A 15,134-nucleotide genomic window follows, 5' to 3' on the forward strand; every position below is an offset into this window, starting at 1 on the left:
GGGGAGGGAACCCCTTTTTTCAAAAAGGGGTTCCCTCCCCCGGGGGTCACATCTCTAGAAACCGGGAAGCTCGGCGAAGAGCTTGACGCTCATGGGCGCGACCATAAGTTCGGGGGCCTTGGCCGCGAACCCTGTCAGATGGGGAGTTTGCAAGTGGCTGGCCAAAAGTTCCCGGTTCTCCCAGGCTTCGATGAGCACGAACTCGCCGGGGCGGGACGTGGACTCGTAGAGGTCGTAGGCGATATAGCCCGGATCTTTCTGGGTCGGGGCAATAAGCCCGGTGAGTTCCGCTTTGAGCTTTGCTTCGAGGCCGGGTTTGGCCACGAACTTGGCCACGACGTTGACGACGCCTTCCGCCATTGGTGATCCTCCTTTTCGATTTACCGCAAGGAGTCTACCGGCTAGGTCTTTTCGGCGTCCAGGTCAACGCCGGGACCGGCCGAACATGGCAAAGCCGTAACCCGGCCGCGTCGTCCCGGGAAAGTATTGACCGGCCCGGCTTTTCCGCCGTACATCCCAGGGCAATGCAGGCTCACGCAAGGCGGACGGATGACTGGCAACGGTCGTGAAGACGAAACCAGGAGGCGGCTCCTCGATGCCGCTGGCGAAATCTTCTCCTGCAAGGGGTATCAAGCCGCCACCGTCCGCGAGATAACCAAATTGGCCAAGGCCAATCTGGCCGCCATCCACTATCATTTCGGCAGCAAGGACCGCCTGTACCAGGCGGTGCTCGAACACGCCCATCGCGAGGCCGGCCGGCGCTATCCCCCGGACCTGGGGCTCGTCGGCGATGCCCCTCCGGAAGTGCGGCTTTACGCCTACATCCGGGCTCTTCTCCTGCGCCTCGAGGACAAAGGCCGCCACAGCTGGCTCATGCGGCTGATGGCCCGGGAGATGGCCGAACCCTCGCCCAACCTGACCACGGTGGTCGAACGCTGTCTGGCTCCGGCCAATGCCGTGCTGCGCGACATCGTGGCCGCGCTGCTCGGCGGGGATCCCAATCCCCTGACCGTGGCCCGCTTTGCCCAGAGCATCGTCGGCCAGTGCCGTCATTTCGTTCTCGACCAGCCCATCCTGGAAAGACTCTATCCCGATTGCGATCCGAGCCAGGACGGCGTCGACGCCCTGGCCCTGCACATCACCCGGTTTTCCCTGGCTGCCATGGGCTTCCCGGACGCCATGCACTTCCCCCAGCCCACCCTTGAACCGCTTTGTGGAGACGCCTTGTGAGCCGCATGTTTGTTTCGCGCGCCCTGATACTGGTGTTTTCCGTATGCTGTGTCTGGTCCTGCGGGGGCTCCGGCGAGAAAAAAGCCGGACGCGACGCCCGGCCGGTGCCGGTGGTGGCCGTTCCCGCCGTCGTTGCCACCCTGCCCTTCGTGGTCAAGGCCGTGGGCAACGTGGAGCCCATGGCCACGGTTTCGGTCAAACCCCGGGTCGACGGGGCCATCACCGCCCAGCTGGTCAAGGACGGCGCCCAGGTGGCCAAGGGCGATCCGCTGTTCCGCCTGGACCCGCGTCCCTTCGATCTGGCCATCCGCGAGGGACAGGCCAAGCTGGCCCGCGACAAGGCCCTGCTGGTCAAGGCCGAGGCGGACCTGACGCGCTACGCCACGCTCAAATCCAAGGACGTGGTGGCCCAGGAGCAGTACGACCAGACCCTTTCCCAGGCCAAGACCCTGGAAGGCACCATCCGCCTCGACGAGGCCAGCCTGGACCGGGCCCGCCTGGACCTCGAGTACGCCGACATCCGCGCCCCCATCGCCGGCCGGGTTGGTACGGTGATGCTCACCGTCGGCAACGTGCTCAAGGCGGGCGACGACCGGATCATGTGCGTCATCAACCAGATCAGCCCCATCTTCATCGCCTTTTCCCTGCCCGAACGCTATCTGCCCGCCATCCAGGCCAAAAACCGCCAGGGCGCGCTCACCGTCACCGCCGTCCCGGCCGGCGAGGACGATTCCCGCCCGGTGACGGCCAACCTCGCCTCCATCGACAACGCCGTGGATTCCAAGACCGGCTCCATCCGGCTGAAGGCCATTGCCGAAAACGCCGATCACAAGCTCTGGCCCGGCCAGTTCGTGCGGGTGGGTCTCACCCTGTCCACGCTTGCCGACGTGATGGTCATCCCGACCCAGGCCGTCATGGACGGGCTCAAGGGTCCCTACGTCTATGTGGTCAAAAAGGACGGCAGGGTGGACGCCCGGCAGATTACGCCCGGCCCCATCATCGACGCCCGGACCGTGGTGGAAAAGGGGCTCTCCCCCGGCGAAATGGTGGTCACCGACGGCCAGGTGCGCCTGGCCCCGGGACTCAAGGCCGCCATCAAGCCAGCATCCGAAGCCAAAACCGCCCCGACCGCCGAGCAGGCCGACGCCAAGGCCGCGCAATGAATCCGGCCGCCATATTCATCACCCGGCCGGTCATGACCACCCTGGTCATGGCCGCCATCCTCATCTTCGGCGTGATGGCCTACCTGAAGCTGCCGGTGTCCGACCTGCCCAACGTCGATTTCCCCACCATCGAGGTGCGGGTGTCGCTGCCCGGGGCCAGCCCCGAGACCATGGCCGCCGCCGTGGCCAACCCGCTGGAAAAGCAGTTCTCCACCATCGCCGGCCTCGACTCCATGACCTCCATCAACTCCGTGGGGTCCACGCGCATCACCCTCCAGTTCGCCCTTGACCGCAGCATCGACGCCGCCGCCCTGGACGTGCAGTCGGCCATGACCACGGCCGGCAAGGACCTGCCCGACGACCTGCCCTCGCCGCCGTATTTCCGCAAGGTCAACCCGGCCGATGCGCCCATCCTCTACCTGGCCATCTCCTCGGACGTCATGCGCCTGTCCGACGTCGACGAGTACGCCGAGAACATGATGGCCCAGCGCATCTCCATGGTGCCGGGCGTGGCCCAGGTTTCGGTCTACGGCTCGAAAAAATACGCCGTGCGCATCCAGCTCGACCCGGAAGCCATGGCCGCCAAGGGCATCGGCGTGGACGAGGTGTCGGACGCGGTCAAGAAGGGCAACGTCAACCTGCCGGTCGGCACGGTATCCGGCCCGTCCAAGGAATACACCGTGCGCTCGAGCGGCAAGTTACTCACCGCCGCCGGCTACAAGCCGCTGATCGTGGCCTGGCGCAACGGCTCGCCCGTGCGCCTGTCCGAAATCGCCAACGTAACGGATTCGGTGGAGGAAACCCGGCGCTTCAACTGGTTTTCCGGCACGCCGGGGCTGGTGCTCGCCATCCAGCGCCAGCCCGGCACCAACACCGTGGAAGTGGTGGATTCCATCAAGGCGCTGCTCCCCCACTTCCAGGCGCAGCTGCCGGCCTCGGTCGACCTGCGCGTGCTCTACGACCGGTCGGAATCCATCCGCGAGTCCGTCTCCGACGTCAAATTCACCCTGGTCCTGACCGTCTGCCTCGTGGTCATGGTCATCTTCCTTTTCCTGCGCAACATCCCGGCCACGATCATCCCGAGTCTGGCCCTGCCCATGTCCGTGGTCGGCACGTTTGCGGCCATGTACGTGTTGGGGTTCAGCCTGGACAACATCTCGCTTATGGCCCTGACCCTGTCCGTCGGCTTCGTGGTGGACGACGCCATCGTCATGCTCGAAAACATCGTGCGGCATCTGGAAATGGGCAAGACGCCCCTGGCCGCCGCCATGGAAGGGTCGAAGGAAATCAGCTTCACCATCGTGTCCATGACCATCTCCCTGGCCGCGGTCTTCCTGCCGGTCTTTTTCATGGGCGGCGTGGTGGGGAGGCTTTTTCACGAATTCGCGGTCACCATCATGGTGTCCATCCTCATCTCCGGCTTCGTGTCCATTTCGCTGACCCCGATGCTGTGCAACCTGATCTTGAAGCCCCATGCCCCGGTGCGCCACGGCAGGGTCTACAACGCCGTCGAGCGGGCCTTCGACGGCCTGCGCAACTTCTACGACGTCAGCCTGCGTCTGGTGCTCAGGCACCACGTCCTGACCATGTGCGTCTCGCTGGTGCTGCTCGGGGTGACGGTGTGGCTTTTCCGGGCCATTCCCAAGGGCTTTTTGCCAAGCGAGGACACGGGACGGCTCACGGTCACGACCGAGGCCGAGGAAGGCGTATCATTCGGGGTGATGATGCAGCGCCAAAAGCTGCTCAACGCCATTGCGGCCAAGGACCCGGACGTTTCCGAATACATGTCCGTCATCGGCTCGGGCGGCCCGAACAACACCAACAACAACGGCCGCATGATGCTGTCGCTCAAGCCCCTCGACGAGCGCAAGGACAGCGCCGATACGGTGATGCAGCGCATCCGCCGGGCCTTCGCCCAGGTGCCGGGGCTTCGGGCCTACCTGCAAAACCCGCCGCCCATCCGCATCGGCGGCCGGTCCTCCAAGGGCCAGTACCAGTTCACCCTGCAGGCCTCGAACACGGACGAACTTTTCACCGCGGCCGCCGCCTTCGAGCAGAAAATGCACGGCATCGCCGACATCCAGGACGTGACGTCGGATTTGCAGATCAAGAACCCGGAACTGCGCGTGGACATCGACCGCGACAAGGCTTCGGCACTCGGCATTTCGGCCTACCAGATCGAAAACGCCCTGGCCACGTCCTACGGCAACCGTCAGATATCGACCATTTACGCCCCCAACGACACCTATCAGGTCATCATGGAGCTGGCCCCGGCCTATCAGGCCAATCCCGACGCGCTGTCCCTGCTCTATGTGCGCTCCGCCGACGGCCAGCTCGTGCCGCTGGACACGCTGGTCAAGCGCGAGGTGTCGGTGGGGCCGCTTTCGGTCAACCATTCCGGGCAAACGCCGTCGGTGACCATCTCGTTCAACCTGCGGCCCGGCGCGTCGCTTGGCGGCGTGGTCGCGGCGGTGGAAGACCTGGCCCGCAAGGAACTGCCGGGCTCGATCTTCACCAGCTTCCAGGGCGAGGCCCAGGCCTTCCAGAGTTCGCTCACCGGCATGGCCGTGCTGCTCGCCATGGCCGTGCTGGTCATCTACATCGTGCTCGGCATCCTCTACGAAAGCTTCATCCACCCCCTGACCATCCTGTCGGGGCTGCCCTCGGCCGGCGTCGGCGCCCTGGCCACACTCATGCTCTTCGGCATGGATCTCAACATCTACGGCTTCGTCGGCATCATCATGCTGATCGGCATCGTGAAAAAAAACGCCATCATGATGATCGACTTCGCCCTGGAAGCCCAGCGCGGCCAGGGGCTTCCCGCCCGCCAGGCCATCTACGAGGGGGCGCTGACCCGCTTTCGGCCCATCATGATGACCACCATGGCGGCGCTCATGGGCACGCTGCCCATCGCCCTGGGCTTCGGCGCGGGCGCGGCGGCCAGACGGCCGCTGGGGCTCTGCGTGGTCGGCGGACTCATCGTGTCGCAGCTGCTGACACTCTACTTCACCCCCGTCTACTACATCTACCTCGACGCCCTCCAAAACTGGTTGGGCCGCCACCTGCGCCGGCGCAGCCACAGCCGCGCATCCGCTATAAATCCTTTATAAAGGAGCCGGGGGGAAACCTTTCTGGAGAAAGGTTCTCCCCCCGGGCCCCCTTTCCAAAGACTTTTACCAGTAACAGCCTGTCACCGTTAAAAGTTTGAGGAAGGGGAGAGCGCGAGAGGGGAGAACCCTTTTTCAAAAGGGTTTCCCCTCTCGCACTTTCTTCCTCGCTCTTCTCACCTAACGCAAAATTAAATGGATGAGCAAAACGGCCAGGGACAGGGCCGGGTAGAAGCTGGCGCGGTTGAAGAGTGCCGAGGCGTCGGCGTCGTCGAGGTTTTTGGCCAGGCGCAGGGCCGGCGGCAACACGAGCCAGGCCCCGCCGAGCAGGGCGACGAGGCTTAGGGGCGTGGAAACGGCCAGGGGCGAGCCGGCGAAAAGCGGCACGGCGATGACGACGCCCGCGGTCAGCGTGGCCACGGCCAGCCGGCTGGCCCGCCTGTAGCCGAGCACCACCGGCATAGTGCGCGCGCCGGTGGCGGCATCGCGGGTGGCGTCGTGCCAGTCGGCCGGGATGTTCTGCCCGCCGATCTCCCAGGTGAAGACCCAGGCGAAAAGCCCGACCAGAAACCAGGCCGGCGGGTCCGGGTTGACGGCGAAGGCGGCGGCCAGCGGCCCGAGGGATTTGACCACGCCGTTTATGATCGCGCGCAGGTGGGTGACGGTCAAAAGCAGGCAGTAGGCCGCCTCGAGCACGCAGCCGGCAACGAGCAGCCAGGCGCAGACGGGGCTGAGCGCAAAGGCCCCGACAAAGGCGACCACAGCCCAGAAAAGAAACCAGACGATGGCCGCCGGCAGGGACAGGCAGCCGTGGGCCAGGGGATGGCGGATAAAGGCCGCGTCCAGATAACCGGCGCGCTCATCCGCGCCGCTGCCCTCCACCTGCCGCTTGTCCGAGCGGTAGTCCACGATATCGTTTAGGGCGTAGACGGCGGTGTAGCCGGCAAAGACGGTGACGCAGCCAAGGGCCACGACGGAAAGCGGCGGAAAGCCGCCCCGGCAAAGCAAGGCGGCGCAAAACGGCCCGGCCAGATCGAGCAGCCCATGGGGCGTGCGCGAAAGGGCCAGGTAGACGGTCAGGGCGAAACGCCCGGTCGGGGCGCAGGAATTCGATGCGGGGGATGTGGCCAAACTACTCGATCTCGTTTTCCGGTGCGGCCTTGCCGCGAAAAACCCGGTACTGGTAGGCGTTGTAGAAAAGGATCACCGGCATGAGCCCGCCGATCACGGCCAGCATGACGCGCAACATCCCGGCCGGCGAGGCGGCCTGGGCAGCGGTCAGGCCCGGGGGCACGATGACCGGGAAGAGGCTGCCGCCAAAAGCGGCGAAGACAAACGCCAGCATGGCGGCGCACCAGCCCAGGGGCTGGCCGTCCCGCCCCTTGCCCAGGGCCTGGAAATAAAACGCCGCGCAAAGGACCGCCGCGAGGGCCAAGCCGATGAACATGGGGGAAAGCCCCCCCTGCCCGCCCGGCCGGCCGACCAGATAGCCCATGTTCCCGTGCAGGGCGACGTAGCCGATGACCACGACCAGCATCACCACGGCCGCAGCGCCGTAGCGCGCCCCCCACTGCCTCGCTTTCGCCTGGAGCGCGCCCTCGGTCTTGAGCACCAGCCAGGCCGCGCCGAACATGGCGTAGAGGAAAAGGAGCGTCAGGGCGACCAGGACGGTAAAGGGCGAAAACCAGTCGAAGGCGCCGCCGGTGTAGCGCAGCCCGTCGAAGTGCATGCCCTGCAAGATGCCGCCGAGCAAAAAGCCGTGGGCCAGCACCACGGCCACGCTGCCGATGCCGAAAAGCACGGACCAACCGCGCTTGCGTTCGGCCTCGGCCCGGTATTCGAGCCCGATACCCCGGGCCATGAGCGCAAAGAGCAGCAGGCCGGCCGGCAGATAGAGCGCGGCCAGCACCGTGCCGTAGACCAGCGGAAAGGCGCCGAAGAGCACCCCGCCGAGCATCACCAGCCAGGTCTGGTTGGCGTGCCACACGCCGTCGATGGTTTCGGTCATGGCGTCCCGCCAGGCCTCGTCGTCTGTGTGCAGGCACAAGAAGCCCACCCCCAGGTCGAACCCGTCGGTAAAGACGTAAAGCCACAACAGCAGGGCCACTATCCAGTACCACGCTTCGGCGATGCCCATAGGTCCGTCCATCAGCAGCCTCTTTTTCTTCCCTTCGCGCCGTTGATCCGACGTTGCTTCCGTCCAGCCCCACCCTACCCTTTCGCGTGGGCGGCGGGGGGCAGCTCTTCCATGTCCGGGCCCTTTCGCAGCAGCTTGCCCATGAAAAACACGAACAGGGAGAAAAGTATCGTATAGGCGACGATAAAGCCGCTCAGCGACACCCAGACTTCGCCGGCGGTCAGGTCCGAATGGCCTTGCCCGGTGCGGAGGAGCCCGTAGGCCAGCCAGGGCTGGCGTCCCACCTCGCGGGTGATCCAGCCCATGACCACGGCCACGTAGGCGCCGCCGGCCATGGCCGCCCAGGCCAGAAACAGCCATTTGCGCCCCGGCGCGGCATCCACGGTGAGCCGGCCCTTCTTCCATTCCCAAAACGTCCAGAGCATGACGCCCACCATGATGAAGCCGATGCCGACCATGAGCCGGAAGGAATAAAACGGCAGCACGATGGGCGGCCGGTCCTCCTTGGGGAAGTCCTTGAGCCCGGGCACGATGCCGGTCGGCGAATGGGTGATGAGCAGGCTCAGGCCGTAGGGTATCTCGATCTGGAAATAATTGCGCTCGTGTTCCGGGTCCGGCCAGGCGAGCATGTTCCAGGGCGCGCCGGTGCCGGGCTTGTTGGTGTTCCAATGGGCCTCGATGGCCGCGACCTTGGCCGGCTGGAGCCGGCCGATCTCCTGGCCGTTGGCGTCGCCGATAAGAGCCTGCAGCGGCGTGACGACCAAGGCGGCGACGGCGGCGATCTTAAATGACTTGAGGTAGAACTCCGTGTGCCGCCCCAGCAGGATGTTGATGCCCGAGACCGCGCCGATGACAAACAGGCTCACCTCCAGGCAGGCCAGGTACATGTGGGTAAAGGCCAGGGGCAGGTCGGGCGAAAAGATGGCGGCCAGATAATTATCCACCACGAAGATGCCGTTTGCGATGTGCCCGCCGGAGGGCGTCTGCATCCAGGCGTTGGCGACCAGAATCCAGAAGGCGGAGAGCGACGCGGCGAAAGCCACCAGGATGGTGGCGGTAAAGTGCATTTTCGGGCCCACCCGCTTCCAGCCGAAGAGCATGATGTAGAGGAAGGCGGACTCGAGCATGAAGGCCATGGTGCCCTCGAAGCCGAGCACCTGGCCGAAGAAGTTGCCCACGGTGGCGGAAAACGGCCCCCAGTTGGTGCCGAACTGGAATTCCAGGGGAATGCCCGAGACCACGCCCACGGCGAAATTGACCGCGAAAAGCCGCGACCAGAAGCGGAACTGGCGAAAGTAGACCAGATCGCCCGTGCGCAGCCACAACCACTCGACCACGACAAGGTAGACGCCGAGCCCGATGGTGAGCGTCGGGAAGGTGATATGAAAGGCGGTGGTCAGCGCGAATTGCAGCCGGGACAGGAAAACGGGATCGGTCAGAAAGTCCATGGCGACTCCAGTGCCCCGCCGTCAGGGGCGCGGATTTTTGACGGCGACGCCGAGGATGTAAAGCGACGATTCGTGGTAGCCCGGCTGGAGGGACAGGCCTTGCCCGTCCATGACCGCCCGGAATTCGGGGCCATGGAAACGGTCCACACGAGGGTGGGCCAGCATGACGCGAAAAAGCGGATTGGCGTAGAGCGGCGGATAGATTTCCTCGAAATAAAACGTCCCGCCCGGCCGCAACACCCGGCCGACTTCGGCCAGGCCGCGCCGCCAATCGGGCAGGTGGTGGATGATGCCGAAGTTGACCACGGCGTCGAAGGCCCCGTCGCGGTAGGGCAGGCGCTCGGCGTCGCCCTGGACGAACAGGGCAAAGCGGCCCAGGTCGCTTTTCGCGCGTCGGCCGGCGGCCACCTTGACCATGGCCGGGTCCACGTCGAGGCCGTGGTAGAGGCCCGGTTTGAACAGCCGGGCGAAAATTCCCGCCCCGCCGCCATCGCCGCAGCCGATCTCGAGCACTTTCGCCCCGGCGGGAATGGCCCGCGTGGCCCGGAAGTAATTGACTTCGCGCCATTGGGCGATCTTGCGCACGAAGCTGCGGCAGTAAAACCGCTCCGGCCAGTTGACCTCCATACTCCCCATCTCCTTAGCGCCGGACAGGCGTCATCATGCCATGTTGCACCAGACAGCCGGGGGCGATGTCAAGGAAAAAATTCTTTTACGGCTACGGCTTGCGCCCGGTGAAAATCCGGGCCAGGCCGAACGTCAGGTCCGTGACCGAGCACTCGGAAAAGCCCGCCTCGGCCATCTGGGCCAGAAAGTCCCGGTCTTTGGGAAAGGCGTCCACGGACTCGACCAGATAGCTGTAGGCATAGTCCGTACGCGAAAGGAAGTTGCCGAACGGCGGCAGGATGCGGTCGAAATAAAAGCGGTACAGCGCCTTGCCGAGGCCATGGCGCGGCATGCCGAATTCCATGATGTGCATGCGCCCGCCGGGGACCAGCACGCGGTTAAATTCGCGCATGACGGCCACGCGCTCGGTGATGTTGCGGATGCCGAAGGCCATGGTCACGGCGGCGACGGAGCCCCCGCGCACCGGGAGTTCCCGGCAGTCGGCCACGCCGAGCGAATAGCCCGTGACACAGCGCTTGCGGATCTTCTCCCGGGCCACGTGCAGCATGGCCGGGGAGAAATCGAGCCCCAGCACCCGCAGTCCCGGTCGGCGGCGACGGATGGCCAGCGCCACCTCGCCCGTGCCCGTGGCCGCGTCGAGGACCAGTCCGTAGCCGGGTTCGATCGCTTCCACCAGACGTTTGCGCCAGTAGATGTCCACGCCCGCCGACAGGGCGGAATTCTGGAAGTCGTAGGAAAAGGCGATGTCCTCGAACATCCGCCGCACCTTGGTGTCGCGCATGCGTCCCTCCGCGAATGCCTACCCGGCAGCATCAGCCGGGGCGACAAGGCATATCTTCTGCCATGCCCCGCTTTTGTAGCGCAAGGTCAGCACCACGGCCAGCATGAGCCCGTACAGGAAAAACACACTCCACAGGGCCACGATGCCGACATGGACGTAGGTCACGGCGAGCCAGGCCGGCAGGATCAGGGCGAAAAGGGAAAGGCCGGCCGCGGACAGCATGAGAAAGCGGGTATCACCCGCACCCCGCAGCACGCCGAATCCCATGTGGATCACGATGTCGCAGCAGCCGATGGCCGCGCACCAAGCGAAAAGCGGCCGGCACAGGGCAACGACGCGGACAAAACCGGCATCATCCCCACGCGGCCGGAAAAACGCCGCCAACTGCTCCGGCAGGCCCAGAAAGACGACGATCATGACCGCCATATAGGCGGCCATCAGGCGCAAGGCGCTGCCGGCGGCGCGCCTGGCCAGATCCGGCCGGCCCGCGCCCATGGATTGCCCCACCACCACGGCCAGCCCCGAGGACATGCCGAGCAGCGGCATAAAGGCCGGCGTGTTGGCGGACACGACCAGGCTCGTGGCGGCAAGCTCGGTGGTGCCGAGCCGGCCGGCCAGGGCGATGAAGACCGTCACCGCGAACATGTCGAGGAAAAACTGGGTCCCGCCCGGCGTGCCCAGGACCACGAGCCTGCGAAAAATCGCCGAATCCGGGCGAAAGGCGCGACGCACGTGGAAGAGCCGGTCGTTTTTCCGCGTGAAAACCAGGGCGACGTAGATGGCGGCCATAGCCCCCCAGGCGGCCACCGTGGCCAGGGCCGAACCGGTCACACCCAGGGCCGGAAAGCCCAGGCGGCCGAAAATGAGCACGTAGTTCAGCGGAATATTGAGGAGCGCGCCGCCGAAATTGACCAGCATCACGGCCCGGGTGAGCCCCCGGCCGCTGAAAAAGGCGGCCAGGGAGGCCTCGAGCACCATGAGCCCGGCGCCGAGCATGAGCACCCGGAAATAGGTCACTTCCAGCCGCTGCACCTCGGGCGCATGGCCCATGGCGTCAAAGACGGCCTCCGAGGCGAAAGACAGGGCGGCCAGGGTCAGGCAGGAGGCCAGGGCGAAATACACGCCCTGCCACAACACCGCGCCGATGTCCCGGGGCCTGCCCGCGCCCACGTTCTGGGCGATGAGCACGCCGGCGTAGCCCACCGTACCGAGGAAAAAGGATGTGCACAGGAAAAAAGCCGATCCCGAGGGCATGACTGCGGCCAGGGCGTCCTGGCTGTACCAGCTCAGAAAGAGCCTGTCGGTCAGGTGCATGGCGGTCAGCGAGGCCATGCCGGCCAAAAGCGGCAACCCGACCCGCAGCACATGGGCATAGCCGCCAGGCCCATGCCAGCGTTTCATGATGACGACCTCGTGGGGCGACGCGATGGTGCGCCCCGGTTTGGACGGCGGAGGATACACAACCGTCCGCGAAGCCGAGTAGAATGGCAAAGATGCGGCGACGCGTCAATGCAAAAGACGGCCGTGGCCGGAAACCGGCGCACCGGCGAGGCGGCAAGGCGCCGGGATCGCGCGCGCCGCAGGGACAGAGCGCCGGTACGGCGGCCCTGTTCCGACAATCGCCACCGCACACGGCCGGGGACTTCCCGGGCCCAGGCGCTATTCGATATTTCGCGGAATCTTTTCCGCCGGCGGCCTGGCCGAGAGCATCGGGCCGTCGGTCGCCGGCGCGGGCTTCACCCGGGCCATCATGGCTTCGTGGTCGCGCAGCACCGAGGCCAGCATGGGCAGGGACAGGTGATGCGCGGCGATGCGGGGGATGGCCGCAACCGGGGTCTGGGCGCTGACCGGCTGGAAGCCGGTCACGAAGCGGTACGTGAACCCCGCTTCCTCGAGCATCTGGGTATAGGCCGCGTTGGTCGAACCGTAGGGGTAGGCGAAGTATTTGGTGTCGTGGCCGACCACCTGCCGGAAGCGCTCCACGCTTTTGCGGATGTCCTCGCGGGCAAAGGCCGCATCCCGGGTCAGGCGCGGGGAATGGCTGTAGGAATGGTTGGCGAAGGTGACCTTGGGATAGGTCTTGAGTTCGTTGATGTCGGCCTGGGTCAGGGTTTTGGGACTCTTGGCGCTACCCACGTAGGCCATGGGCAAAAAGAGCGTGAAGGGCAGGTTGCGGCGCTTAAGCTCCGCGTAGGCATCCATGACCGAGGACCAGCCGTCGTCGACGGCGATGACCACCGCCCCCTCGGGCGGATTGCGTTTTTCGTCGATGCAGCGGGCCAGTTCGTCCAGGGAAATGACCTTGTGGCCGGTGCGTTCCAGATAGTCGAGCTGGGCCGCGAACGCCGCCATGGAAATGGACATGGACGAGCGCCCGCCGAAACTGTGGTAGACGAGGATGGTCGCGGCCCGGACCGGGACCGCCGCGAGAAGCAGCAGCAGGCACAAAACCGCCGAACCGGCGGCGACAAGCCTTTCGGCGCGCATGGGCACCCTCCCGGGTATCGCAACTCTTTACGGCGCAAGCCTACCGGACGCGGCGTCATCACGCAACCGCGCGGCCGCGTCCATGATCGTGTTCACATACACCCGGCTGTGGTTGTAGGCGTAAAAAACCTTGCGCATGGCCTCGTCGGACATGCCCGGCTTCCAGCCCATGGCCCGCAGGATGTTGCCCAGGCTCATCAGCGCGTCGGCGACTTCAAAGAGGTCGGCCTTGCCGTCGCCGTTGCCGTCCACGGCGTATTTGAGCGCATTGGAGGGCATGAACTGGCAGATGCCTATGGCGCCGTAAATGGAACCGGGAATGGACAGCGGGTCCATATTCTGGGCGTCGGCGTAGCGCAGCAGGGCCTTGAGTTCCCTGTAGGCCCATTCGCCCTTTTCCAGGGCTTTCTTCTCCAGCCAGGCCCGCCGGTCGGGCGAAGGTTTTTCGTAGGCGAAAACCGACTCGACCCGGGTCAGGTCCTCGGCGGCGGTCAGGCTCGACAGGTTGACCACGGCCACCTGATCGCCCAGATAGCGCCCGACGCGGGTCTCCACCGCGAGCAGGGCCACCAGGTATTCCTCGGGCACGCCGTAGCGCTGCCGCACCCGGGAGAGCGCCTCACGGTTGCGGGCGTAAAACTCCCGGGCCTCGCCCAGCCGCTCCGGGGTGAGCACCACCTCGTGCACCTCCCGGGCGCTGAAGTCCGGATAGGCGATGTTCTCCGGGGCGCGCACCGGATTTTTGGCCAACTCCGCCAGCAACGCTTCGCTGGCCACGGGGTTCGGCGGCAGCCCGACCGCCGTTTGGTAGGACTTGATGGCCCATTTGGTCATGCGGTCCAGCCGCCCGTCCACCGGGCCGGGATACCAGCCCAGGGCCGAAAGCCTGTTCTGGGCGTCGGCAATGATCCGCAGCCCGTATTTGCGCATGTAAAGGGCCGTCAGCTTATCGGCCATGGCGTTTTGGGAAAAGGCCATCTCGGCGCGGGAATACAGCCGGCGCAGCTTGGATTCGGAGAATCCGTCGGCCACAAGCCGGCGCACCACCGGCTCGAAGGCCGGGTCCACCGTGGAGGCGGCCAATGCGGCCAGAGCGGCCCCGAGAAAAGCCGCGACCAGCGCCACCGACAGGGCGTATCCGTACCAGCGCCACCGCAACCGCGCCATCCAAGCCTTGTCCATCACTCCCCCGACGTCTTCAGGCTGTCCTGGCCCTGGCCAATGCCGGCGCGATCCGGGACAAGACCGCCACCACGACCAGGGAAAAGACGAGCCGCCCGACAAATGTGCCCCACAGGCTCGCGCCGATCAAGCACATTAAAAGCGTATCCTCGATAAGCGCGTGGGACAGGCTCATGAGGCTTATGGCCGAAAACACGTCCCGGCGTTCCACCTTCCCCTGCCGCACGTCGAGCAGGATCAGCCCCGAACCGTAGGCCAGCCCCATGACCAGCCCGATGACGGTGATGGTGGCGGCCGCCCGGCCGATGCCCATGAGCCGCAAAAAAGGCATGAGCGCCGTTTCGAAAAGACGCGTCACGCCAAGGGCGCCCAGCAGGCGCATGAGCCCGACGAGGCTGGCGATGACGCAGTAGATCATGCCCAGGTTTTTCACTTCGCCGAAGGCCCAGGCGGCCAGACCCGCGTCCGCGGCCGAGGGAATAAACAGCAGCGGCGCCGGCTCCGTGAAAAGGTCCAGTCCGGCAAAAAGGCCGTGGAGCAACGCGCCCAAGGCGAGCCCCGCTGTCAGGCGCAGGACCGCCTGTCCGGCAAATCCCACGCCGCATTTTTTGGCGATGGCCCCTTCGACGAAAATATTGTGGGCCACGAGCATCATGGTGGCGATAACGGTGGTCTGGGCCACGGTCAGCGGTTCCATGGTCGGGACCAGGGCGGCGTGCACGGCCAGGGCGGCGTAGAGGTTGTTGGTGATGGCCGTGGCCCAGGTCAGGCCGCATTCCGGGGGCAGGCCGACCAGCCCCATGACCGGGGCCAGGGGTTTGGCCAAAAACGTGATGAGCCCGAGTTCCTTGAGGATTTTCACGCCGATCAGGATCGGCACCATGACCTTGAACAGGTCGAGGCAGATCCGGGCGGCGTCCTTGGCCACTTTCGCGGCCTGGACGGGCAGTTGGGCGAGGCGAGATTGCATGG

The 15,134-nt window shown here is 65.5% G+C and carries 13 protein-coding genes; 3 read left to right on the forward strand and 10 right to left on the reverse strand.

All coding sequences use genetic code 11. The annotated features are described in order from the left end of the window. Nucleotides 1-54: 54 nt before the first annotated feature. The gene (locus ACMZ6R_RS09040) at nucleotides 55-360 is read right to left on the reverse strand and encodes a putative quinol monooxygenase (protein WP_416110600.1); all 306 of its coding nucleotides are present in this window, start codon (nucleotides 358-360) and stop codon (nucleotides 55-57) included. 189 nt (nucleotides 361-549) lie between these two features. On the opposite strand from ACMZ6R_RS09040, the gene ACMZ6R_RS09045 reads away from it, so the two are divergent. From ACMZ6R_RS09045 to ACMZ6R_RS09055, 3 genes are read left to right on the forward strand one after another with little or no spacing between them, the layout of a single operon-like run. After that, entirely contained in the window at nucleotides 550-1,230 is a 681-nt protein-coding gene (locus ACMZ6R_RS09045) for a CerR family C-terminal domain-containing protein (protein ID WP_416110601.1), read from the forward strand. A 5-nt stretch (nucleotides 1,231-1,235) separates the two neighbouring features. Beyond that, nucleotides 1,236-2,393: an efflux RND transporter periplasmic adaptor subunit gene (locus ACMZ6R_RS09050; protein WP_416110652.1), complete on the forward strand. Its 1,158-nt coding sequence runs from the start codon at nucleotides 1,236-1,238 to the stop codon at nucleotides 2,391-2,393. After that, nucleotides 2,390-5,503 (forward strand): efflux RND transporter permease subunit, encoded by a 3,114-nt coding sequence (locus ACMZ6R_RS09055; protein WP_416110602.1) that lies wholly within the window; start codon nucleotides 2,390-2,392, stop codon nucleotides 5,501-5,503. Before ACMZ6R_RS09050 ends, ACMZ6R_RS09055 begins: the two co-directional genes overlap by 4 nt. Nucleotides 5,504-5,680: 177 nt before the next feature. Here ACMZ6R_RS09055 and ACMZ6R_RS09060 read toward each other — a convergent pair whose 3' ends face one another. From ACMZ6R_RS09060 to ACMZ6R_RS09100, 9 genes are all read right to left on the reverse strand, one after another. Then, nucleotides 5,681-6,631, reverse strand: coding sequence for a UbiA family prenyltransferase (locus tag ACMZ6R_RS09060; RefSeq protein WP_416110603.1), 951 nt, complete (start codon nucleotides 6,629-6,631; stop codon nucleotides 5,681-5,683). Between the two features lies 1 nt (nucleotide 6,632). Then, the gene (gene cydB / locus ACMZ6R_RS09065; RefSeq protein WP_416110604.1) at nucleotides 6,633-7,649 is read right to left on the reverse strand and encodes a cytochrome d ubiquinol oxidase subunit II; all 1,017 of its coding nucleotides are present in this window, start codon (nucleotides 7,647-7,649) and stop codon (nucleotides 6,633-6,635) included. A gap of 62 nt (nucleotides 7,650-7,711) precedes the next feature. Further along, on the reverse strand, nucleotides 7,712-9,085 hold the full coding sequence (locus ACMZ6R_RS09070) for a cytochrome ubiquinol oxidase subunit I (RefSeq protein WP_416110605.1): 1,374 nt from the start codon (nucleotides 9,083-9,085) through the stop codon (nucleotides 7,712-7,714). Nucleotides 9,086-9,106: 21 nt separating this feature from the next. After that, nucleotides 9,107-9,712: a class I SAM-dependent methyltransferase gene (locus ACMZ6R_RS09075; protein WP_416110606.1), complete on the reverse strand. Its 606-nt coding sequence runs from the start codon at nucleotides 9,710-9,712 to the stop codon at nucleotides 9,107-9,109. A gap of 91 nt (nucleotides 9,713-9,803) precedes the next feature. Then, complete coding sequence (locus ACMZ6R_RS09080; RefSeq protein ID WP_416110607.1) at nucleotides 9,804-10,493, reverse strand: ubiquinone/menaquinone biosynthesis methyltransferase; 690 nt, start codon at nucleotides 10,491-10,493, stop codon at nucleotides 9,804-9,806. Nucleotides 10,494-10,511: 18 nt separating this feature from the next. Then, nucleotides 10,512-11,894, reverse strand: a complete 1,383-nt coding sequence (locus ACMZ6R_RS09085; protein WP_416110608.1) for an MATE family efflux transporter — start codon at nucleotides 11,892-11,894, stop codon at nucleotides 10,512-10,514. Nucleotides 11,895-12,152: 258 nt separating this feature from the next. Beyond that, nucleotides 12,153-12,980 carry a polysaccharide deacetylase family protein gene (locus tag ACMZ6R_RS09090; protein WP_416110609.1) on the reverse strand — a complete coding sequence of 276 codons (828 nt, stop codon included), beginning with the start codon at nucleotides 12,978-12,980 and terminating at the stop codon, nucleotides 12,153-12,155. 27 nt (nucleotides 12,981-13,007) lie between these two features. Then, the gene (locus ACMZ6R_RS09095) at nucleotides 13,008-14,162 is read right to left on the reverse strand and encodes a lytic murein transglycosylase (protein WP_416110610.1); all 1,155 of its coding nucleotides are present in this window, start codon (nucleotides 14,160-14,162) and stop codon (nucleotides 13,008-13,010) included. A gap of 16 nt (nucleotides 14,163-14,178) precedes the next feature. Beyond that, a complete protein-coding gene (locus ACMZ6R_RS09100; protein WP_416110611.1) occupies nucleotides 14,179-15,132 on the reverse strand; it encodes a nucleoside recognition domain-containing protein in 954 nt (317 codons plus the stop codon). Nucleotides 15,133-15,134 lie beyond the last annotated feature (2 nt).

Source organism: Solidesulfovibrio sp. C21 (assembly GCF_047785625.1).
Lineage (GTDB): Bacteria > Desulfobacterota > Desulfovibrionia > Desulfovibrionales > Desulfovibrionaceae > Solidesulfovibrio.

Coding starts and splice junctions, on each gene's coding strand:
- ACMZ6R_RS09045 (WP_416110601.1), top strand. CDS start 550: ATGACTGGCAACGGTCGTGAAGACGAAACCAGGAGGCGGCTCCTCGAT.
- ACMZ6R_RS09050 (WP_416110652.1), top strand. CDS start 1,236: ATGTTTGTTTCGCGCGCCCTGATACTGGTGTTTTCCGTATGCTGTGTC.
- cydB (WP_416110604.1), bottom strand. CDS start 7,649: ATGGACGGACCTATGGGCATCGCCGAAGCGTGGTACTGGATAGTGGCC.
- ACMZ6R_RS09040 (WP_416110600.1), bottom strand. CDS start 360: ATGGCGGAAGGCGTCGTCAACGTCGTGGCCAAGTTCGTGGCCAAACCC.
- ACMZ6R_RS09055 (WP_416110602.1), top strand. CDS start 2,390: ATGAATCCGGCCGCCATATTCATCACCCGGCCGGTCATGACCACCCTG.
- ACMZ6R_RS09100 (WP_416110611.1), bottom strand. CDS start 15,132: ATGCAATCTCGCCTCGCCCAACTGCCCGTCCAGGCCGCGAAAGTGGCC.
- ACMZ6R_RS09090 (WP_416110609.1), bottom strand. CDS start 12,980: ATGCGCGCCGAAAGGCTTGTCGCCGCCGGTTCGGCGGTTTTGTGCCTG.
- ACMZ6R_RS09095 (WP_416110610.1), bottom strand. CDS start 14,162: ATGGACAAGGCTTGGATGGCGCGGTTGCGGTGGCGCTGGTACGGATAC.
- ACMZ6R_RS09075 (WP_416110606.1), bottom strand. CDS start 9,712: ATGGAGGTCAACTGGCCGGAGCGGTTTTACTGCCGCAGCTTCGTGCGC.
- ACMZ6R_RS09080 (WP_416110607.1), bottom strand. CDS start 10,493: ATGCGCGACACCAAGGTGCGGCGGATGTTCGAGGACATCGCCTTTTCC.
- ACMZ6R_RS09070 (WP_416110605.1), bottom strand. CDS start 9,085: ATGGACTTTCTGACCGATCCCGTTTTCCTGTCCCGGCTGCAATTCGCG.
- ACMZ6R_RS09085 (WP_416110608.1), bottom strand. CDS start 11,894: ATGAAACGCTGGCATGGGCCTGGCGGCTATGCCCATGTGCTGCGGGTC.